The 20,747-nt window shown below is 71.7% G+C and carries 18 protein-coding genes; 8 read left to right on the top strand and 10 right to left on the bottom strand.

Annotated features, from left to right (window positions below):
* Positions 1–78: 78 nt before the first annotated feature.
* The 6 genes from ASC58_RS19265 to ASC58_RS19240 all read right to left on the bottom strand — a co-directional run bounded on the left by ASC58_RS19265 (position 79) and on the right by ASC58_RS19240 (position 6,735).
* The gene (locus ASC58_RS19265) at positions 79–2,526 is read right to left on the bottom strand and encodes a LamG-like jellyroll fold domain-containing protein (protein ID WP_157598577.1); all 2,448 of its coding nucleotides are present in this window, start codon (positions 2,524–2,526) and stop codon (positions 79–81) included.
* A 133-nt stretch (positions 2,527–2,659) separates the two neighbouring features.
* The gene (locus ASC58_RS19260; RefSeq protein ID WP_056920399.1) at positions 2,660–3,394 is read right to left on the bottom strand and encodes an ABC transporter permease; all 735 of its coding nucleotides are present in this window, start codon (positions 3,392–3,394) and stop codon (positions 2,660–2,662) included.
* Positions 3,391–4,116: an ABC transporter ATP-binding protein gene (locus ASC58_RS19255; protein WP_056920398.1), complete on the bottom strand. Its 726-nt coding sequence runs from the start codon at positions 4,114–4,116 to the stop codon at positions 3,391–3,393. Before ASC58_RS19255 ends, ASC58_RS19260 begins: the two co-directional genes overlap by 4 nt.
* A gap of 223 nt (positions 4,117–4,339) precedes the next feature.
* Positions 4,340–4,939, bottom strand: a complete 600-nt coding sequence (locus tag ASC58_RS19250; protein ID WP_056915623.1) for a TetR family transcriptional regulator — start codon at positions 4,937–4,939, stop codon at positions 4,340–4,342.
* Positions 4,936–5,754, bottom strand: a complete 819-nt coding sequence (locus ASC58_RS19245; RefSeq protein WP_056915624.1) for a sugar phosphate isomerase/epimerase — start codon at positions 5,752–5,754, stop codon at positions 4,936–4,938. Before ASC58_RS19245 ends, ASC58_RS19250 begins: the two co-directional genes overlap by 4 nt.
* A gap of 54 nt (positions 5,755–5,808) precedes the next feature.
* Positions 5,809–6,735, bottom strand: coding sequence for a Ppx/GppA phosphatase family protein (locus tag ASC58_RS19240; RefSeq protein ID WP_056920397.1), 927 nt, complete (start codon positions 6,733–6,735; stop codon positions 5,809–5,811).
* A 68-nt stretch (positions 6,736–6,803) separates the two neighbouring features.
* On the opposite strand from ASC58_RS19240, the gene ASC58_RS19235 reads away from it, so the two are divergent.
* From ASC58_RS19235 to ASC58_RS19205, 7 genes are read left to right on the top strand one after another with little or no spacing between them, the layout of a single operon-like run.
* Positions 6,804–7,340, top strand: a complete 537-nt coding sequence (locus tag ASC58_RS19235) for a hypothetical protein (protein WP_056920396.1) — start codon at positions 6,804–6,806, stop codon at positions 7,338–7,340.
* Between the two features lie 10 nt (positions 7,341–7,350).
* Complete coding sequence (locus ASC58_RS19230; protein WP_056915627.1) at positions 7,351–8,151, top strand: hypothetical protein; 801 nt, start codon at positions 7,351–7,353, stop codon at positions 8,149–8,151.
* Positions 8,148–8,864: a class I SAM-dependent methyltransferase gene (locus ASC58_RS19225; protein ID WP_056915628.1), complete on the top strand. Its 717-nt coding sequence runs from the start codon at positions 8,148–8,150 to the stop codon at positions 8,862–8,864. The genes ASC58_RS19230 and ASC58_RS19225 overlap by 4 nt, the downstream gene beginning before the upstream one ends.
* Positions 8,865–8,897: 33 nt before the next feature.
* On the top strand, positions 8,898–10,283 hold the full coding sequence (gene radA, locus ASC58_RS19220; RefSeq protein ID WP_056915629.1) for a DNA repair protein RadA: 1,386 nt from the start codon (positions 8,898–8,900) through the stop codon (positions 10,281–10,283).
* Between the two features lie 44 nt (positions 10,284–10,327).
* Positions 10,328–11,404 (top strand): DNA integrity scanning diadenylate cyclase DisA, encoded by a 1,077-nt coding sequence (disA, locus tag ASC58_RS19215; protein WP_056915630.1) that lies wholly within the window; start codon positions 10,328–10,330, stop codon positions 11,402–11,404.
* Complete coding sequence (locus tag ASC58_RS19210; protein ID WP_082553460.1) at positions 11,401–12,348, top strand: adenine glycosylase; 948 nt, start codon at positions 11,401–11,403, stop codon at positions 12,346–12,348. Before disA ends, ASC58_RS19210 begins: the two co-directional genes overlap by 4 nt.
* 1 nt (position 12,349) lies before the next feature.
* On the top strand, positions 12,350–13,816 hold the full coding sequence (locus ASC58_RS19205) for an MFS transporter (protein WP_082553459.1): 1,467 nt from the start codon (positions 12,350–12,352) through the stop codon (positions 13,814–13,816).
* 21 nt (positions 13,817–13,837) lie between these two features.
* Here ASC58_RS19205 and ASC58_RS19200 read toward each other — a convergent pair whose 3' ends face one another.
* The 3 genes from ASC58_RS19200 to ASC58_RS19190 form a co-directional block, all read right to left on the bottom strand.
* A complete protein-coding gene (locus ASC58_RS19200) occupies positions 13,838–14,386 on the bottom strand; it encodes an amino-acid N-acetyltransferase (protein WP_235529326.1) in 549 nt (182 codons plus the stop codon).
* A complete protein-coding gene (locus ASC58_RS19195) occupies positions 14,376–15,584 on the bottom strand; it encodes an LCP family protein (RefSeq protein ID WP_157598576.1) in 1,209 nt (402 codons plus the stop codon). Before ASC58_RS19195 ends, ASC58_RS19200 begins: the two co-directional genes overlap by 11 nt.
* A 175-nt stretch (positions 15,585–15,759) precedes the next feature.
* The gene (locus tag ASC58_RS19190) at positions 15,760–17,124 is read right to left on the bottom strand and encodes an LVIVD repeat-containing protein (RefSeq protein ID WP_056920393.1); all 1,365 of its coding nucleotides are present in this window, start codon (positions 17,122–17,124) and stop codon (positions 15,760–15,762) included.
* 148 nt (positions 17,125–17,272) lie between these two features.
* Here ASC58_RS19190 and ASC58_RS19185 point away from each other — a divergent pair, with 148 nt between their 5' ends.
* Positions 17,273–17,986: a DUF305 domain-containing protein gene (locus tag ASC58_RS19185; RefSeq protein ID WP_056920392.1), complete on the top strand. Its 714-nt coding sequence runs from the start codon at positions 17,273–17,275 to the stop codon at positions 17,984–17,986.
* 97 nt (positions 17,987–18,083) lie between these two features.
* Here ASC58_RS19185 and ASC58_RS19180 read toward each other — a convergent pair whose 3' ends face one another.
* Entirely contained in the window at positions 18,084–20,597 is a 2,514-nt protein-coding gene (locus tag ASC58_RS19180) for an ATP-dependent Clp protease ATP-binding subunit (RefSeq protein ID WP_056920391.1), read from the bottom strand.
* Positions 20,598–20,747 lie beyond the last annotated feature (150 nt).

Genomic DNA, 20,747 nt, shown 5'->3' with positions numbered 1-20,747 from the left:
TAGCCACGGACGCCGGGCGCCGGATCGAGCGATCGTCGTAGGACCCCGACCGCCAGCGGTAGCAGTCCCCCGCGACAGCTACCGGGTGCCGGTGCCGCGCAGGGCGTACTGCGCCTGCACCTGCGCCTGGGTGAGGGCGCTCGGGTAGACCGCGAACTCGTCGACGCCCCCGACGAAGTTCCGCGACGTCGGCAGGTTCGGCCAGGCGATGCTCCCGCGTGCCGCGGTGAGCAGGTCGCTGCCCACCCGCCAGTAGCCGAGGTAGGCCTCGCCCGACGTGGTGTCGGTCCGCTGGCCCACGAGCACCCCGTCGGCGTACAGCCGCATCCCGGCGGGGCTCATCGTCGCGGTCAGCTGGTGCCACCGGGTGTCGTTGTAGGGACCGGTGCTCGTGACCACCCTGGTCGTGCCGTCCTGGGCGCGGACGCCGAAGTTGATGCGTCCCGCGTTGTCCATCCACAGCTGGCGGTCCGCGTGGTGGGAGTTGGCGTACTGCAGGTCCCCGAAGCCGAGGATCCGGCCGCCCCGGGTGGTCGAGGTGAGCACCCAGGCCTGGACGCTGAACGTGTCCGGGGCCGTCTCCGTCCCCAGCGCGTGGATGCGGCTGTAGGCACTGTCCGTGAGCTGGACGGCCGCGCTCCCGTCGATCGCCCCGGGACGCCCCCACCCGATCCCGCTGGCGCCGGTGCTGTCGGTGTCCGCCAGCCCGTCGGTGACGCCCACCCCCGTCGAGGTCGTGGTGCCGGCTGCGCGGTCGGTGACCTGTAGTCCGGCCGGCTCGTCCATCGGCCAGTACAGCCGCGCACCGGCCGCGCGGACGGCCTGGGCGTACGGAGTGCTCGGTGGCACGGCCAGGGGCATCGTCACCGTGGTGGTGGCGCCGTAGACGGTGTTGCCGTCGTCGTCGTTCGCGACCAGCTGGTACGTGTACGTCGCTCCCGGCGTCAGCCCGGTGTCCACGAACCCGAGGGCCGGGAGGTTCCACCAGTTCGACGGTGCCGTGGTGGTGTACCGCGGGCTGCCGTAGGCGCCGCCCCTGACCACGCGGTAGGTGAGGAAGAGGTCGTCACGGTCGTACCCGGCCGCCCAGCTGACCCGCACGGCGGACGACGACGTGGGAACCAGCCGCGGCGTGAACACCCCGGTGGCGAACAGCGGTCCCTGCTTCGCGGGCGCGATCGGCTTGCGGGCGAAGCGCACCAGCCCCTGCTGGCCGACGCCGTTGACCTTCGGGAACTCACCGCCGTACAGGATGTAGTCGTCGTTCCCGACGACGCTCCAGCCCGCCTGGAACTGGCCGGTGAAGGTCCCGCTGGTCATGCTCGGCGTCCAGCTGACGATCGACGGCGTCCGTGCCTTGCCGCGCCAGTCCGCATAGCCGAGGGCGTCGGTGAGGATGTCGCCCTGCGCCGTGTCGGTCCAGGCCATCGCACGCTGGAAACGCGTCGGGCTGTCCTGCGGCATCCCGCCGCCCTGCGTGCCGCAGTAGTGCGTGTGGCTCGTGGTGTAGACGATCCCGTGGGCCATGTAGGCGGAGTAGTTGTCGCCGTGGCAGTCGGTCACCCACTCGAGGGTGGACGTGGTCACCGGGACCTTGAACGTGCCCTCGAGGTTGCCACCGGGACCGAAGTGCCACGTGGTGCCGTAGACGAAGGCCCCCTGCACCCGGAGGCTGCTGATGCCCGCGTCCACGCCCGCGTTGCGCACCGCGGGGCGCCAGGTGGGGTCGAGCGTCCCGTTGCCCGCGCCGATCTTGGCCAGCCCGTATGCCGCTTGCCCACCGACGTTCTGGAACGAGCCACCCGCGATGACCCACTGCTGGTCCTGCGAGACCGCGAGGGCCCAGACCGTGTAGTCGGCACCCGGGTTCCAGGCCCTGGTCGCGCCGTCCGAGGCGCGGAAGGCCGCCAGGTTGCTGCGGAGCAACCCGTTGCCGAGGCCGGCGAAGCCACCACCCACGTAGACGGTGTCGGCCGTCACGGCCACCGCGCGGGCCTGCGAGTTGACCCCCACGGGCTTGAACGCCGTCACCAGGGCCCCGGTGACCGCATCGACGGCAGCCACCCTGCGGCGAGCCTGTCCGTTCACCGTGGTGAAGTCCCCCACGAGGTAGATGCGACGGCCGTCGGTCGACGCCGCCAGCGAGAGCACCTGGGCGTTGAGGGTCGTGACGAAACCCGGGACCAGCCGACCGGTGGTGAGGTCGTAGGCGAGCAGGTGGGTCCGGCGGGTGAGGTTCGTGCCGGGTGGGGCCCCCGCCGGTCGGGCGTTGAGGAAGGACCCCCCGACGTACACCGTGTTGCCGACGATGACCTGCGACCAGACGACGCCGTCGACCTGCACCGTGGGCAGGGCGTCGGCCGTCACGGTGTCAGCGGGGGTCGGGACCACCGGCGCCGGCGCTGCGACGGCCGGCAGGGGCGCGAGGCAGAGGGCGACCGCAGCAAGGACCGCAGCCAGGATGGTGGTCACGACCGTGGTGAGGACCAGGGTGGGCCGCGCGCGGGGCGATCGGGTGGATCCCATCGTGGCCCCCTGCTGCGACGCTGACGGCGAAGGTCGGGACGGCGGGGCCGCCGGAACCCACTGCACGTCGATCACGCTAGCCACGCCCCACGGGTCGCAACTCCTGCGATCGTCGTAGGGCGTCGGGAAGGTCCTAGGCCGTGCGTCGCCGCAGGGTGAGGCTGCCGAGCACCAGGGAGGCGACCACCCAGCCGACGATCACCGTCGCGTCGGCCGTCACGTCCTGGCCGGGGCTGGCACTGGTGGTGACGACCTTCATGGCGTCCACGGCATACGAGAGGGGCAGCACGTCGGACACCACGTGCAGGACGTCGGGCAGGCGGTCGCGGGCCACGAGCAGCCCGCACAGCAGGAACTGTGGCAGCACGAACGCCGGCATGAACTGCACGGCCTGGAACTCGGTGCGGGCGAACCCGCTGGCGAGCAGGCCGAGGGCCGAGCCGAGCAGCGCGTCGAGGACGGCCACCACGACGAGCTGCCACACCGGGCCGGCGACGTCGAGGCCGCACACCCAGACCGCGAAACCCGTTGCCACCAGGGCCTGCAGGACCGCCATCACCCCGAAGGCGAGAGCGTACCCCAGCATGAAGTCACCCTTGCCCATCGGGGTGGTGAGCAGTCGCTCGAGGGTGCCCGAGGTGCGTTCGCGCAGGGTGGCCACGCTCGTCACGATGAACATCACGACGAAGGGGAACACCCCGAGCAGTGGCGCGCCCAGGGCGTCGAACACGGGGGTGTCCTGGAAGATCCACGCCAGCAGCCCGATGAGCACGCAGGGCACGACGAGCATCAGGGCGATGGTGCGGTGGTCGGCCCGCAGCTGGGCCAGCACCCGGGCGGCGGTGACGACGGTGCGGTGCACGTTCATCGGGCAGCCTCCTCGGCTCGGTCGATGAGGGCCAGGAAGGCGCCCTCCGCATCGGTGGCACCGGTGCGTTGGAGCAGGTCGGGCAGCGTCGCGTCGGCGAGGACCTCGCCCTCACGCAGCAGCAGGAGCCGGTCGCACCGCGCGGCCTCGTCCATCACGTGGCTCGAGACGAGCAGCGAACGGCCTTGTGCCGCAAGGCGGCCGAACAGGTCCCACAGGTCGCGTCGCAGGACCGGGTCGAGACCGACGGTCGGCTCGTCGAGGACGAGCAGCTCCGGGTCGCCGACGAGGGCACAGGCCAGGGAGGCCCGGGACCGCTGGCCGCCGGACAGCCGACCCACGGGCGAGTCGGCGTGGCTGCCGAGGTCGACGGCGGCGATGGCCTCGTCGACCGACGTGCGCGGGGCCCCCAGGATCGATGCGAAGTAGCGGACGTTCGCCCGGACCGTGAGGTCGTCGTAGACGCTGGGGCTCTGGGTGACGTAGCCGATCCGGTGGCGCAGGGTCGGCGACCCGGCGGGCTCGCCGAGGACACGGACCGACCCGGCTGCCACGACCTGGACCCCGACGACCGCGCGGATGAGGGTGGACTTCCCGCTCCCGCTCGGGCCGAGCAGGCCCACCACCTGACCGGCGGGGACACGCACCGACAGCCCCGGGATCACCGTGCGCCCTCCTCGGACGACCCGCAGCCCGTCGATCTCCACGGCGTTATTCATCATGCGATGAAATGTACTCCCGGTTCGGGCGCCCGACAAGGGGGCGCGCGCCCCGAAGGTGCGCCGGCAGGCGCGCCCGGTGGGTGCGACGGATGGGTGCGCGGACGGGTGCGCGGACGGGTGCCACGGCGGTGCGGCAACAGCTGCGACGACAGGTTCGGCGGCAGGTGCGCCGGGGCCTACGTCACTGATCGCGCAGTGCGATCAGTGACGTAGCGCCGACACTTCAGTCCAGTGGGGCGAGGTACCGCTGGATGGTGGGGCCGAGCTGGGCAGCGAGCTCGTCGTGCGACGCGTCGGCGACGGCGGGGAACTCCACGATGTAGCGCATCACGGCGAGCCCGACCATCTGCGAGGCCGCCAGCCCGGCCCGCAGCTCCAGCTCGTGCGGCGGCTCCCCCTGCGGTGCCAGCTCGCGCAGCACCCGGCCGAACACCTCGCGGGTCAGGAACTCCCGCAGCATCACGGTCGCCTCGTGGTGCGTCAGCGCCGACCTGATCAGGGCCTGGAAGCGCTCCTTGCCCTCCTCGCCGTCCCAGACGCGGAGGAAGGTGCGGACCAGGTTCTCCCCGACCCGCTCGCGCGGGCCGTGCACGATGGCGGCGATGAGGACGGCCGGGTCGGCGGGGATGTCCATGACGGCGGCGAACAACGCCGCCTTGCCGCCGAAGTAGTGGTGCACCAGGGCGGGGTCGACCTCGGCCCGGCGGGCGACACCGCGGACGGAGGTGGCGTCATACCCCTGCTCGGCGAAGTCCGCCCGCGCGGCGGCGAGGATGGACGCCTTGGTGTCGGAGGCGCCCGGACGCCGGCCGCGAGGGCTCACGACGCCCCTGCGACCGAGGCCGTCGCGAGGTGGAGCCGCGCGAACGCGAGCGCCTCGGCGAGGTCGAGCTCGCGCTCCTCCGGCAGCAGCTTCCTCGTGCCGACCTCGACGACGACCGAGCCGGAGTAGGAACGGGCGGCGAGCATCTCGAGGAACTCGGCGCACGGCTGCAGGCCACGCCCCGGCACGAGGTGCTCGTCCTTGAGCGAGCCCAGCCCGTCGGCGAGGTGCACGTGGGTCAGGCGCGGGCCGAGCACCCGGGCCATCTCCATCGCGTCGGAGCCCGCGGTCGCCGTGTGCGACAGGTCGAGCGTGACGTTGTCGTACGCCTGGGAGACCGGGTCCCAGTGCGGCAGGTACGCCTCGAACTCCCGCTGCCGGGCCCGCCACGGGAACATGTTCTCGACGGCGAGCCGGATGCCTGTCTCGTGCTCGCGCAACGCGACCCCCTCGACGAAGTCGCGGGCGTACTCCTTCTGCCACCGGAACGGCGGGTGCAGCACCACCGTCGAGGCACCGAGCTCCTGGGCGAGCTCGATCGACTTGTCGACCTTGGTCCACGGCTCCGGACCCCACACCCGCTGCGTCAGCAGCAGCGTCGGGGCGTGCACGGACACCACCGGGAGGCCGTGGAGCTCGCTGAGCGCCCGGAGCGCCCCCGCCTCCTGCGTCACCGGGTCGGTCCAGACCATCACCTCGACGGCGTCGTACCCGAGTCGGGCGGCCAGCGCGAAGGCGGCTGCGCAGTTCTCGGGGTAGACCGAGGCGGTCGAGAGCGCCACCGTGGCACCGGGAACCCTGACCGCCGAGGACATGTCACCGAGCCTACCGACGCAGCCGCGAGACGCCCCGGCCACGGGTCACCCGCGTCAGCGCATGCTGTCGAGCCGGTTGAGGATGATGCCCTCGCGCAGCGCCCATGGGCAGATGTCCAGGCGCTCGAGGTCGAGCAGGTCCATCGCGGCCTCGGCGACCAGCGCGCCGGCGAGCAGCTGGCGGGCCCTCCCCGCCGAGACGCCGGGGAGCCCGGCCCGCTGCGCGGCGGTCTTCCCCGCCAGGGTCCGGACGAGGTCGGCGAGAGCGGCGCGCTCGAGGTGGCGGGCGGCATACGGGCCGTCGCTGCTCGGCGCGGCACCGGTGATCCGGGCGAGCGAGCGCAGGGTCTTGGACGTGCCCACGGCGCGGTCCGGCACCCCGGCCTTGGTGAGCGGGCGGATGTCGCCCGCGAGGCGGACACGGATGGCGCGCCTCGCCTCACGGATGACGTCGGCGTCGGGCGGGTCCCCGGGCAGGAGGTCGCGGGTCAGCCGGCCCGCACCGAGCGGCAGGCTCACGGCCACGTCGGGGTCCTCGTCCATGCCCGCAGCGAGCTCGAGCGAGCCACCGCCGATGTCGACGACGAGCAGGGTGCCACTCGACCAGCCGAACCAGCGTCGCGCCGCGAGGAAGGTCAGCCGCGCCTCGTCCTCCCCGGAGAGCACCTGCAGGTCGACCCCACGCTCCGTGCGCACCCGGGCCAGCACGTCCTCCCCGTTGGGCGCCTCACGGACGGCGCTCGTGACGAACGCCAGGACCTCCTCGACGCCCTGGTCCTCCGCGACGGTGAGGCACTCCCCGATGAAGCCCGACAGCGCGCGCTCACCGGACTCGTCGATGTGGCCGTCGTCGGTGACGTGCTCCGAGAGCCTCAGCTCGATCTTGTGCGACGTCGCGGGCAGCGGTTGCGCCCCGCGGTGCGCGTCGACGACGAGGAGGTGCACCGTGTTGGATCCGACGTCGACCACTCCGAGGCGCATGCGCCCACGCTAGTGGTGAGTACCCGCACCCATGCGTCGCCGTCCGTGGCCGGGACACACTGCCCGGTATGCCGCCGGCCCCCTCCCAGCCCGATCTCCCCCACCCCTCCCAGCCCGACCCTCCGCACCCCTCCCGCCGCACCTGGCCCGTCACCGCGGCCGCCGTCCTGCTCGGGTGGTGCTTCATCGCCTGGGTCCTGCTCGTCGCGGCGATCAACTCGGCCCCCTTCTTCGGTGAGCAGCCCACCCGCGACGAACAGATCGAGTCGGGCATGGCCCTGGCGACGGCCGCGGTGCCACTCGCCCTCCTGTGCGTGCTCGCCGTGCGCTGGGGCAGCAGGTGGGGGATCCTCCTGCTCGCCGCGCCGACCTGTCTCCTGGTCCCCCTCGGCCTGGAGTGGGCCAGCCGCAGCGGGATCGGCCGGGAGCCCTGGCCCGACCGACCACTCGCCTGGGCGGACCTCGGCAGTGAGCTGCTGCGACCCGGATGGGTGCTCGCAGCGGTGCTGCTGGTCCTCCTCGCCGTCTCGGCGGCACGCTCCCGGAGCGCTCGACGGGTGGTCCAGCGCCGGACCGTCCCCGCCGGAGGCCACCACGCCACGTAGGGTTGCCCCCGTGGTTGAGACCCCGCTGGACACGGCGCGCATCTGGGTGGAGTTCGCGGACCCCACCGACTCCGGTCAGCGGTTCCGCTGCGACCTGACCTGGCTCACGTCGAGCTGGACCTGCATCTTCGGCAGCGGCTGCCAGGGCATCTACGCCGACCGCCCCGACGACGGGTGCTGCACGCTCGGCGCCCACTTCACCGACGACGACGACCTCCAGCGCGTCAAGAAGGTCGTCAAGGAGCTCGGCGAGGACGAGTGGCAGCTGCACCCCGGTTCGACCAAGGTCTCGGCCTGGACCGAGCCCGAGGACGACGCCACCAAGACCAAGGTCGTCGACGGCGCCTGCATCTTCCTCAACCGCCCCGGCTTCCCGGCGGGCGCGGGCTGCGCCCTGCACCAGCACGCGGTGCTCCACGGCAAGGAGCCGCACACGGTCAAGCCGGACGTGTGCTGGCAGCTGCCGATCCGCCGCACCTACCGCAAGGTCGAGATGCCGGACGGCTCGTCGTGGCAGGAGGTCAGCATCACCGAGTACGACCGTCGCGGCTGGGGCCCCGGCGGCCACGACCTCGACTGGTACTGCTCGAGCAACCCCGAGGCCCACGTCGGCCGCGAGCCGGTGTTCCGCAGCAACAGGGGCGAGCTCGTCGAGCTCATGGGCGAGGAGGCCTACGCCGAGCTCGAGATCCGATGCGAGGCCCACCTGGCCAGCGTCAAGGCTGCGCGGAACGCCTACTCCCGCAAGATGCTTCCCCTGCTCGTGCACCCGGCGACGCTGGCTGCCCAGGAGGGCCGCAAGCGCCGGTGACCGAGCCGACCACGGGCGGGACGCCGCACGAGCCGACCCGCAGCCCGAACATCTGGGACTCCCCCGACGTCTACGAGGTCGAGAACCTCGGCGTCGACCGCGACGGCCTCATCGAGGCCGCCATGGCGGCGCTGCACCCGTTCGAGGGGACCGACCTCGTCGACGTGGGCTGCGGGACCGGTTTCCACCTGCCCCGCTTCGTGCGCCTGGGGTGCGCGAGCGTGGTCGGCGTCGAGCCCCACCCTCCCCTGGTCGACGTGGCGAGGGACCGCACCGCCGGTATGCCGCGGGTGCGGGTCGAGGAGGGCGTCGCCCAGTCGCTGCCCTTGGCCGACGACAGCATGGACGTGGCGCACGCGCGCTGGGCGTACTTCTTCGGCGCCGGCTGCGAGCCCGGGCTGGCCGAGCTCGAGCGCGTGCTGCGACCGGGAGGGACGGCGTTCGTCGTGGACAACGACGCCACCCGCTCGACGTTCGGCCACTGGTTCTCGCGGGCCTACCCGGGCTACGACGCCCTGGCCGTCGAGCGTTTCTGGGGCCGGCAGGGCTGGTCCCGCGAGCGCCTGACCATCCGCTGGGACTTCGACAGCCGGGCCGACCTCGAGGCGGTGGTCGGGATCGAGTTCCCCGAGACCGCGGCCGAGGGGATCCTCGCCGAGCACGAGGGCACCGGGGTCGACTACGCCGTGAACCTCTGGTGGCGCCGCTTCTGAGCGCTGTCGGGGCGGCCACGTAGGTTGTCGCCCATGGCAACCAAGGCATCGACGAAGTCGAGCGGCTACCGCTGCTCGGAGTGCGGCTGGACCGCGCCCAAGTGGGTCGGTCGCTGCGGCGAGTGCCAGTCCTGGGGCACCGTCGGCGAGGTCGGTGCCGTCACCGTCCGGACGACGGCCGCGGCCCGGGTCGAGCGTCCCGCCCTGCCGATCGGCGAGGTCGACGTCCGCCGCGCCGAGGCCCATCCGACCGGGGTCGGTGAGTTCGACCGGGTGCTCGGTGGCGGGCTCGTCCCCGGGGCCGTGGTGCTGGTGGCCGGGGAGCCCGGCATCGGCAAGTCGACCCTGCTGCTCGACGTCGCCGCCCGGGCCGCTCGCTCCGGCGAGGGCCGCACCGTCCTCTACGTCAGCGGGGAGGAGTCCGCAGCCCAGGTCCGCATGCGCGCGGAGCGCATCGAGGCGATGGCCAAGACGCTCTACCTCGCCTCGGAGACCGATCTCGCGACGGTGCTGGGCCAGATCGAGGCCATCAAGCCCGACCTCGTCGTCATCGACTCGGTGCAGACCATCTCCAGCGGTGAGGTCGAGGGTTCGGCGGGCAACGTCAGCCAGGTCCGTGAGGTCGCAGCGTCCGTCATCCAGGTCGCCAAGTCCCGCGGCATCGCCACGCTGCTCGTCGGCCACGTCACCAAGGACGGCTCGATCGCCGGACCGCGGGTGCTCGAGCACCTCGTCGACGTGGTCGTGCAGTTCGAGGGCGACCGCCACTCCCAGCTGCGGCTCGTGCGGGCCGTGAAGAACCGCTACGGCCCCACCGACGAGGTCGGCTGCTTCGAGCTCTCCGACGTCGGCATCGTCGGGCTCCCCGACCCCAGCGCGCTGTTCCTCTCGCGGGGCACCCTCACGGTGCCCGGCACCTGCGTCACCGTGACCCTCGAGGGCCGCCGGCCGCTGATGACCGAGGTCCAGGCGCTGGTCGCCAAGAGCGAGATCCCGACGCCGCGCCGGGCCACGAGCGGCCTCGACTCGGCCCGGGTGGCCATGATCATCGCCGTGCTCGCCAAGCGTGCCGGAGCGCCGATCGGCAGCTCCGACGTCTACCTGTCGACCGTGGGCGGGGTACGGCTGACCGAGCCGGCCTCCGACCTCGCCATCGCCCTCGCCGTGGCGAGCTCGGTGATGGAGCGCCCGCTCAAGGAGAACTCCATCGCGTTCGGCGAGCTGGGGCTCGCCGGCGAGCTCCGGGCGGTCGCCGGCATCCCGCGCCGACTGGCCGAGGCGGCCCGGTTGGGTTTCCGGACGGCGTACGTCCCGGCCGGTGTCCTGGGCAACGGGCCCATGCCGTCGGGGATGGACGTCGTGGAGTGCGCCGACATCCGCAGCGCGGTGCACGCCGCTCTGCAGGCCTCGCACGGTTAGACTCGCGGCACACCTGACCGGCGGCATACCAAGGGGCTTGAGAAGTGGATCTTCGCGAGGACGACGCGCTCCGCGCGACCCTCGCCGCAGTGGCGCCGGGCACCGAACTCCGTGACGGCCTCGAGCGCATCCTGCGCGGCCGCACCGGCGCCCTGATCGTCCTCGGCTACGACCGCACCGTCGAGAGCCTCGCGACGGGCGGGTTCCCGCTCGACGTCGAGTTCTCGGCGACCCGCCTGCGCGAGCTGGCCAAGATGGACGGCGCCATCGTCGTCGACCGCGAGGTGTCCCGCATCCTGCGTGCCGCGACCCAGCTCGTGCCCGATCCCTCGATCGAGACCAGCGAGTCCGGCACCCGGCACCGCACCGCCGAGCGCGTGGCCAAGCAGACCGGGTACCCCGTGGTCTCGGTGAGCCAGTCGATGCGCATCGTCGCGCTCTACGTCGACGGCCGCCGTCACGTGCTCGAGGACTCCCTCGCCATCCTGTCGCGGGCCAACCAGGCCCTGCAGACCCTCGAGCGCTACAAGTCCCGCCTCGACGAGGTCACCGGCACGCTGTCCGCGCTCGAGATCGAGGACCTCGTCACCGTCCGCGACGTCGCCAGCGTCCTGCAGCGCCTCGAGATGGTGCGACGGATCCGCGACGAGATCTCGGGGTACGTCGTCGAGCTCGGTGTGGACGGCCGGCTCCTCACCCTCCAGCTCGAGGAGCTCACCGGCGGCCTCGGCAACGACCGCGAGCTCGTCATCCGCGACTACCTCCCCGTCAGCCGCGGCGGCCTCACCCTCGACCAGGCCATGGCGGCGCTCGAGGAGCTCACCTCGACCGAGCTGCTCGACCTGTCGGCCGGGGCCAAGGCCGTCGGGTTCGCGATCGGCGGCGATGCGCTCGACTCCGCGGTGAGCCCGTGCGGGTACCGCCTGCTGAGCAAGGTCCCGCGCCTGCCCGGGGCGATCGTCGACCGCCTCGTCGACCACTTCGGGAGCCTGCAGAAGCTGCTGGCCGCCAACCTCGAGGAGCTCATGGACGTCGAGGGGGTCGGCGAGGGCCGCGCCCGCGCCGTCCGCGAGGGCCTGTCGCGCCTCGCCGAGTCCAGCATCCTCGAACGCTACGTGTGACCGGGTCCCACCCGCGGCCGGCTGCGGGGGCTTCCCGCGGGGCGCTCGCGCAGGCCGTCGCCCCCGAGCGACTCCACGAGCGCGTGCTCGAGTGGTACGCCGATGCCCAGCGCGACCTGCCGTGGCGGCACGGCGACGCGTCGGCCTGGGGCATCTTCGTCTCCGAGGTCATGCTGCAGCAGACCCCGGTGGCGCGCGTCCTTCCTGTCTGGACCGAGTGGATGCAGCGCTGGCCGGAGCCGGCCGACCTGGCGGCCGAGGCCCCCGGGGAGGCGGTCCGCGCGTGGGGCCGCCTCGGGTACCCGCGTCGTGCGCTGCGCCTGCACTCTGCAGCGGTCGCCATGACCGAACGGCACGGCGGCAAGGTGCCGATGAGCGAGGCCGAGCTGTCCACCCTGCCCGGGGTCGGCGCCTACACGGCCGCAGCCGTGGCCACCTTCGCGTTCGGCGAGCGCACCGTCGTGGTCGACACCAACGTGCGCCGGGTGATCGCCCGCGCGGTCACCGGCGACGAGTATGGCGCGGCCTCACCGACGCGGGCCGAGCACACCCTGGCCACGAGCCTGGTCCCCGAGGACTCCGACCGCGCCCGGACCTGGAGCGTCGCGGTGATGGAGCTGGGAGCGCTGGTCTGCACCGCCAGGGCACCCCGCTGCGGCGAGTGCCCGATCCTCGACCTGTGCCGGTGGCAGTCGCTGGGCCGTCCCGCCCACGAGGGGCCACCACGACGGGGCCAGGCCTGGGCCGGCACCGACCGCCAGATGCGGGGAGCCCTGCTGCGGCGCCTGCGGGAGAGCCCCGGACCGGTGCCGAGGTCGGTCCTCGAGGGCGTGTCCGACAACGTCGTCCAGCGTGAGCGGTGCCTCGACTCGCTCGTCGCCGACGGGTTGGTCGAGCCCCTCGCCCGAGACTTCTTCCGGCTGCCCGGCGCGCTCGGGAGCTGAGATGACCACGCCTCCGGTGGGTTCCGACCAGGGACGGGCCGCGCCCGGCACCGGGGACCGGCCGCGCAACCGGAGGGCGGCGAAGGCGCTGCGGCACGGTGCCTCGGCCACCGGACGGGCCATCGGACGAGGGACCGTGGCGGGGGCGCGTCTGGCCGGCCGGGGCGGTCGGGCGGGAGCCCGCAGGGCCAGGGCCTACACGAGCTCCTCCGGTGCCGGGGAGACCGGCCTGGCCCGGATCATCGAGCTGCACTTCGTCAACCTCGCGGGCGACGCCGCCCTCACCGTCAGCCTCGCGGGCACGATCTTCGCGATCCCGACCGACGAGGCCCGGGGGCAGGTCGCGCAGTTCCTCGCGCTGACGATGGCGCCGTTCGCCCTGCTCGCACCGTTCATCGGCCCGTTGCTGGACCGGTTCCGGCACGGCCGGCGCTGGGCGATCGGGACCACCCTGGCCCTGCGCGCCTTCCTCTGCTGGGTGCTCGCGGGGGCGGTCGCCAACGACTCGCCGTGGCTCTTCCCTGCGGCCCTGGGATGCCTCGTCGCGTCCAAGGCGTACGGCGTCACCCGCGCCTCCGCAGTACCCCGCCTGCTCCCTGCGGGGTTCAGCCTCGTCAACGCCAACTCCCGCAACGCCCTGGCCGGGGTCGCCGGCATGGCCGTCGGCGGCGGTCTCGCCGGCGCGGCTGCCAAGGTTGGCCCCGAATGGTCGCTGCGGCTGGCGTTCCTCATCTACGTCGTGGGCACGGTGCTCGCCATCAGGCTCCCGGCGCGGGTCGACTCGAGCACCGGCGAGCTGGACATCGAGGACACCGGGCCGGTCGCCATACCTCGTCGTGACGCGGGCCGCACCGGCGTGCTCCGGCGGCTGCGGGCGCGGGTGGCCGCACTGCCCACCACCGTCCTCGTAGCCCTCACCAGCGCCGTCGGGGCCCGGCTGCTGACCGGATTCCTCACGCTGTTCATGGCGTTCCTCATGCGCGAGCACCCGATCCCGGGGCACAGCGGCACCCTCGTGCTGGGTCTGGTGGTGGGGGCGGCCGGCGCCGGCAACGCCCTCGGCACCGTCATCGGCAACGCCCTGCGCAGGTTGCGCCCGGACGTGATCATCGCCGTGGCCCTGATCGCCGACGTGCTCGCCGCCCTGGTGGCGGCCGTCTTCTACTCGCTGGTCACGCTGCTCGTGCTGGGCCTCGTCGCCGGACTCGCCGCCCAGCTGATCAAGCTGAGCAGCGACGCCGTCGTCCAGCGCGACATCGACGAGAGCGTGCGCACGCGGGTCTTCGCCTGGTCGGAGACGGTGCTCCAGATCGCCTGGGTCGTCGGCGGCGGCATCGGCATCGGCCTGCCCCTGATCCCCCAGCTCGGCTTCGGCGTGATCGCCGGCCTGCTCGTACTGGTGCTCGCCGCCTCGATCCGCATCAGGATGACCCGACGGCACCTGGGCCACCCCGCCCCGGCAGTCTGACCCCGCTCGGCCCCCGGGCGGTCAGAGGGTGAGGAGCATGCGGGTGTTGCCCAGGGTGTTGGGCTTGACCCGTTCGAGGTCGAGGAACTCCGCGACACCCTCGTCGTAGGAGCGCACCAGCTCGGCGTACACCTCGGGCTCGACGGCCTGCCCCTCGATCACCTCGAACCCGTGCCGGGTGAAGAAGTCGACCTCGAAGGTGAGGCAGAACAGCCGCTGCACCCCGAGCTCGCGGGCATCGGCCATCAGCGCCTCCAGCAGCTGCGACCCGACGCCCCGGCCCTTGGCGGCCGGGCTCACGGCCAGGGTGCGGATCTCGGCCAGGTCCTCCCACATCACGTGCAGGGCACCGCAGCCCAGCAGCGGGGACCCGTCCCCGACCTCGGCGACCCGGAACTGCTGGACGGCCTCGTAGTAGGTGACGGCGTCCTTCGAGACCAGCACCCGCGACTCGGCGTGCGGGCGCACGAGGTCGCGGATGGCACGGATGTCGCTGGTCCGGGCCCTGCGGACGACCAACCCACCGGTCGGGCCGGCGCCCGTCGTGCGCAGGCCGGGCTCAGGCGCCAAGGCGACCGTTCCGCATGTCCTTGAACGTGCTCTGGGCGGCCGAGCCCAGCAGGACCACCGACTGGCGCTCACGGGTGCCGATCGCACCCGGGACGACGGTGTTGCGGATCGCGGCCGGGTCGGACACGAACACGCTGGCCGAGAGGTTCAGCACCTCGGCCGGCGAGAGGTCGGTGGCCAGGTGCGGTGCGATCCGGCCGAGCAGCGACGCGAGCCGCGCAGGGCCCATCTTCCGGGCCATCACCGCACCGGCCTTGATCAGCTCGCCCTGGTGGGCCGAGCGTCCGAAGTCGCCGTTGGGCAGGTGCTTGCGCTCGCGGGCGAAGGCGAGGGCCCGCTGGGCGTCCAGCAGGTTCGCGCCCTTCTTGGTGATCTGCATGTTGTCGACGCTCTTGAGCGCCTTGTCGGCCACGTAGTAGATGCCGCCGATCGCCCGGACCAGGTCCTTGAAGCCCTTGAAGCCGGCGATGACGTAACCGTCGATCTGCACCCCGGAGGCCTTGGACACCGCGGCGACCTGGCCCTTGACCCCGCCGAACACCAGGGCCGCGTTGATCTTGGCGTTGCCCCCGCCCGCGAGCGGCACCCACGAGTCGCGGGGGATGCCGACGATGCCGCCGACGCCCTTGGCATCGACACCGATGATGTGCAGGGCGTCGCCACGGCACTTCTCGACCGGCTGCGGCGTCCGGGCGTCGGATCCGATGGCCAGCACCCGCATCGTCGCGAACGGCGGGCGCGCCACTCCCAGCGACGGCCACCAGCCGCCGACGACCTTCCAGGTCTTGTCCTTCACGAGCAGGGTGACGTCCTTGCCCCGCACGACCGACGCGACCGCGACGCCCTTCCAGTTCCCGGTCGACCCGATCACGATCACGCCCTTGGTGCCCGGCTTGCGCTTGGACAGCGCCGTGGCCACCGCCCCGGACGCCGGCACCGTTCCGCCGAGGTAGACCTTGGTCATCACGGCGAGCAGGTCCGCCGGCAGACCCTTGCCGGTCGCGGCGGGCTTGGCGGGCGCCGGTGGAGCTGCGGCGGTCGAGGACGACGAGGGGGCTGCCGCCTTCTTCTCGTCCTTCGTGCACGCCGCGAGCGTCAACGGTGCGCCGAGCAGGCCGAGCAGCAGGGAGCGACGGGGCACGGGACGACGGAAGAGGGAGAGACCGGGCAGGCAGTCACGCACGAGGGGAGGAACCACGCGCAACAGGGTACGTCGCGGCGCCATACCCGGTGTGCACCACTCACCCCCCGCGCGTCCCCCACCGCCGCGCACCGGTATGACGGGTGCGAGCGCACAGTGAGGTGGCCCGGACCCGTCGGGGTCCGGGCCACCCGGTCCGCCGGGCGCGCGCCGGCGGGGTCGTGCGGCCGGGCTACTTGACCTTGTAGATCGGCTGGGTCTGGACGTTGAGCTGGTCCATCCTGACCTTGGCCGCCTTGCCCAGGGACTTGTCCGTGATGCGCAGGACGTCGAACCCCTTGCCGAGGTCGGAGGAGTAGACGTGGCCGTTGTAGTAGTAGGAGGACCACGTGCCGCCCCCACCACCGGCCGGGCCGGCCGGGCCCCGCTCGAAGTACCCGATCTCCCTGGGGTTCGAGCTGTCGGTGAAGTCCCAGAAGCTCGTGCCGCCCATGTACCAGGACTGCACCATGACGTCGCGGCCCTTGACCGGGATGAGCGAGCCGTTGTGGGCCACGCAGTTCTCGGAGTCGAACTGGTGCCGCGGGATCTTGTAGTACGAGCGGAACGTCAGCGTGCGGTCCTTGCCCAGGTCGTAGATGCCGTTCGCGCCACGGTTCGGGCCGATGGCCGCGTTGCAGGTGGCCGCACCGCCGCCGCCGAGCTCGTCGGTGAAGACGACCTTGGTGGCGTCGTTGTTGAACGTCGCCGAGTGCCAGAAGGCGAAGTTCGTCGTGTCCCTGACGCGGTCGATGACCTTGGGCGCCACCGGGTTCGTGATGTCCATGATGATGCCGTCACCCATGCAGGCACCGGCCGCGATGCCCCGGGCCGGGTTGACGGTGATGTCGTGGCAACCGGAGGTGTTGGTGTAGCCGCCGTCGGGGAACAGGTTGGGCTCGGCCACGACCGCGGCCTTCGTCGGCGCCTTCTTCGGCACCGCGATGATCGAGATCGAGTCGTGCGGCGGCTTGCAGTCCGGGAAGGTCTCGCTGGGCGAGTAGCTCGAGACGTAGAGGTAGTCGGTCTTCTTGCCGGGGATGAGCGAGTGAGTGTGCGAACCGCACGCCGTCTCGACCGACTTGATGTACCTCGGGTTGCGCACGTCCGAGATGTCGAAGATCTTGATGCCCTCCCACGACTCCTTGATCGTCGCGGACTGCGGCACCGAGGTGCACGAGTCGTCCGATCGTGAGGAGTCGGTGGACAAGTAGAGCAGGTTGCCCGAGACCGTGACGTCGTTCTGGGAACCCGGGCAGCTCACCTGGGCGACCATGCGGGGCTTCTCGGGCTTCTTCACGTCGTAGATGACGAACCCGTTGTAGTTGCCGACGAACGCCATGTCGTCCTGGAAGGCGATGTCGGTCCCGGTCGCGCCCGCGAGGGGGCCGCTGCTCGGGAGGTTGATCAGGTGTTCGACGTTGGCGCTGCGCCCGATCTCGTCCGGTCCCAGCTGGGTGCCGGACTTGCCGACCCCGTCCGCGGCGTAGGCCGCAGTCGCTGGGATCGTGAGGGCGAGCGCGGCAGCGGTGGCCAGCACCGTGTGACGCATTCTCATCTCGCAGGCTCCTGCCGTAGAGGCGTCCGTTCCGGCGCCCCTTCAGCGTCGGAATCGTGACGATCCGTCCACCCTGCCCGGGTTCGGGTGCGCATCTCAAGGGTGCTTTGCCCTGCTTCCGGTAAAAAATTCCGGTTAGGGTGAGGCGATGAGGAACGAGCACCACGAGGCTCTTCGCCGTGCCCGGACGCCCGGCATCCGTGTCGTCGCAGGGCTGTCCGTCGGGTTGGCGCTGCTCGTGTCCGGGTGCTCCCCGGACCCGGCCCCGCCGACCACCACCGCGACGTCCCCCACCGCCCCGGTGCTCCAGCCGGGATCCCCCGGCGAGCCCAACGCCTCCCTCACGGGGTCGGCAGCCCTCCCCACGACCAGGGGCGAGCCCCTCGAGGCGGACGTCCGCTTCATGCAGGACATGATCGTCCACCACGCCCAGGCGATCGTCATGGTCTCCCTCGTCAGGGACCGCCTCGCCGACACGCAGGTGAAGTCCCTCGCGGCGCGCATCGCCGACGAGCAGCGCCCGGAGATCGACGCGATGGCCAAGTGGCTGGAGGACAGGGACCAGACCGTTCCCCCGCAGGCGGCCAATCCCGAGGCCGGCGCGGCCTCCTCGCACCACCGCGGCATGCCCGGCATGGCCACCCCTGCCCAGCTCGCGCAGCTCGCCGACGCGAGCGGCCCGGAGGCGGACACGCTCTGGCTGCGGCTCATGACCGCGCACCACGAGGGCGCCCTCGCCATGGTGGTCCAGCAGCACCGCGACGGCACCGACGACGTGGTCACCCAGCTGGGCGACGAGATCCACGTGACCCAGTCCGTCCAGATCGGCTACATGCGCGAGATGCTCGACCGCCTCACCTGACCCGACCGGACCCGGCAGCACGAGAGGGCGGCACCCGTGGGGTGCCGCCCTCTGGCGGTGGGTATGGCGCGAGGTCACCCGCGCGCCATACCGGTGGTCACTCCGAGGAGTCGCCCACGGTCTCGACGATCGGGAGCTCGATCCCGCTCGGGTGCGGGGTGCCGACGAAGGTGAACGTCGCCGACTTGCCCTCGCCCTCGGCGTTGACGAGCACCAGCTCGCCGGCCTTGAGCTCGCCGTAGAGGATCTTCTCGGACAGCACGTCCTCGATCTCGCGCTGGATGGTGCGACGCAGCGGTCGCGCACCGAGCACGGGGTCGTAGCCCTTCTTCGCCAGCGCGTTCTTGGCCTCGGTCGTGAGCTCGATGCCCATGTCCTTGTCCTTGAGGCGCTTGTCCAGCTTGGCGATCTCGAGGTCGACGATCTGCACGATCTCGTCCTGCGTGAGCTGGGGGAAGACGATGATGTCGTCGACGCGGTTGAGGAACTCGGGGCGGAAGTGCTGCTTGAGCTCGTCCGTGACCTTGTTCTTCATCCGGTCGTAGTCGCTGCGGGTCTCCGCGCCCGCCGAGAAGCCCAGCGAACCCTTCGAGATGTCCCGCGTGCCGAGGTTGGTCGTCATGATGATGACGGTGTTCTTGAAGTCGACCATCCGACCCTGGGAGTCGGTGAGGCGGCCGTCCTCGAGCACCTGCAGCAGCGAGTTGAAGATGTCCGGGTGGGCCTTCTCGACCTCGTCGAACAGCACCACGGAGAACGGCTTGCGGCGCACCTTCTCGGTGAGCTGCCCACCCTCTTCGTAGCCGACGTAGCCGGGAGGCGAACCGAACAGCCGCGACACGGTGTGCTTCTCGGAGAACTCCGACATGTCGAGCTGGATCAGGCTGTCCTCGTCGCCGAAGAGGAACTCGGCGAGCGTCTTGGCCAGCTCGGTCTTACCGACACCGGTCGGACCGGCGAAGATGAACGAGCCACCGGGACGACGCGGGTCCTTCAGACCGGCGCGGGTGCGCCGGATCGCCTGGGACATCGCCTTGATGGCGTCGTCCATACCGACCACGCGCTTGTGCAGCTCGTCCTCCATGTGGAGCAGTCGCGAGGACTCCTCCTCGGTGAGCTTGAAGACCGGGATGCCGGTGCTCGCAGCCAGGACCTCGGCGATGAGCTCCTCGTCGACCTCGGCCACGACGTCCATGTCGCCGGACTTCCACTGCGACTCGCGCTCGGCCTTCTGGGCGAGCAGCTTCTTCTCGTCGTCGCGCAGGCTGGCGGCCTTCTCGAAGTCCTGGCCGTCGATGGCCGACTCCTTCTCCAGGCGCACGGCGGCGATCTTGTCGTCGAACTCGCGCAGGTCCGGCGGTGCGGTCATCCGGCGGATGCGCAACCGCGCGCCCGCCTCGTCGATGAGGTCGATCGCCTTGTCCGGGAGGAACCGGTCGTTGATGTAGCGGTCGGCGAGGTTGGCCGCGGAGACCAGCGCAGCGTCCGTGATGGACACGCGGTGGTGCGCCTCGTAGCGGTCGCGCAGGCCCTTGAGGATCTCGATCGCGTGGCTGAGCGTGGGCTCGGCGACCTGGATCGGCTGGAAACGACGCTCGAGCGCCGAGTCCTTCTCGATGTGCTTGCGGTACTCGTCGAGCGTCGTGGCCCCGATGGTCTGGAGCTCGCCACGGGCCAGCATCGGCTTGAGGATGCTGGCGGCGTCGATCGCGCCCTCGGCGGCACCCGCACCCACCAGGGTGTGGATCTCGTCGATGAACAGGATGATGTCGCCGCGGGTGCGGATCTCCTTGAGGACCTTCTTCAGCCGCTCCTCGAAGTCACCGCGGTAGCGGCTGCCGGCCACGAGCGCGCCGAGGTCGAGGGTGTAGAGCTGCTTGTCCTTGAGGGTCTCGGGCACCTCGCCCTTGACGATGTCCTGGGCGAGGCCCTCGACGACGGCGGTCTTGCCGACGCCGGGCTCACCGATGAGCACCGGGTTGTTCTTGGTGCGGCGGGACAGCACCTGCATGACCCGCTCGATCTCCTTCTCGCGCCCGATGACCGGGTCGAGCTTGCCCTCCCGGGCGGCCATCGTCAGGTTGCGGCCGAACTGGTCGAGCACGAGCGACCCTGCGGGGGTGCCCTCCTGCTGGACGCCGCCGCCGACGCCGGTGGCCTGGCCCTCCTTGCCCTGGTAGCCCGAGATCAGCTGGATGACCTGCTGGCGCACCCGGTTGAGGTCGGCCCCGAGCTTGACGAGGACCTGCGCGGCAACGCCCTCACCCTCGCGGATGAGCCCGAGCAGGATGTGCTCGGTGCCGATGTAGTTGTGGCCGAGCTGCAGCGCCTCGCGGAGGCTGAGCTCGAGGACCTTCTTCGCCCGCGGCGTGAAGGGGATGTGTCCACTCGGGGCCTGCTGGCCCTGGCCGATGATCTCCTGGACCTGCTCGCGGACCGACTCCAACGAGATACCGAGGCTCTCCAGAGCCTTGGAGGCGACGCCTTCACCCTCGTGGATGAGGCCGAGCAGGATGTGCTCCGTGCCGATGTAGTTGTGGTTGAGCATGCGCGCCTCTTCCTGCGCGAGCACCACAACCCGACGGGCCCGGTCGGTGAACCGTTCAAACATCTCTTCTGCTCCTGCCTATCGAGTCATCCTCGATGCTATCCGTGCGACACGCGCCCCGCGCGCGCCTTCCGCCGACCGATACCTGATCGGGACGGTTCCGGCCTGCTCGTGGTGCTTGTTCGGGGAACGCCCGTGCGTGGCCGCCTGTTC

Origin of the sequence: Phycicoccus sp. Root101, from assembly GCF_001426245.1 — a bacterium.
GTDB lineage: Bacteria > Actinomycetota > Actinomycetes > Actinomycetales > Dermatophilaceae > Pedococcus.
Note: the sequence above shows the minus strand (reverse complement) of the source record. Positions and strands in the feature narration are given on the sequence as shown.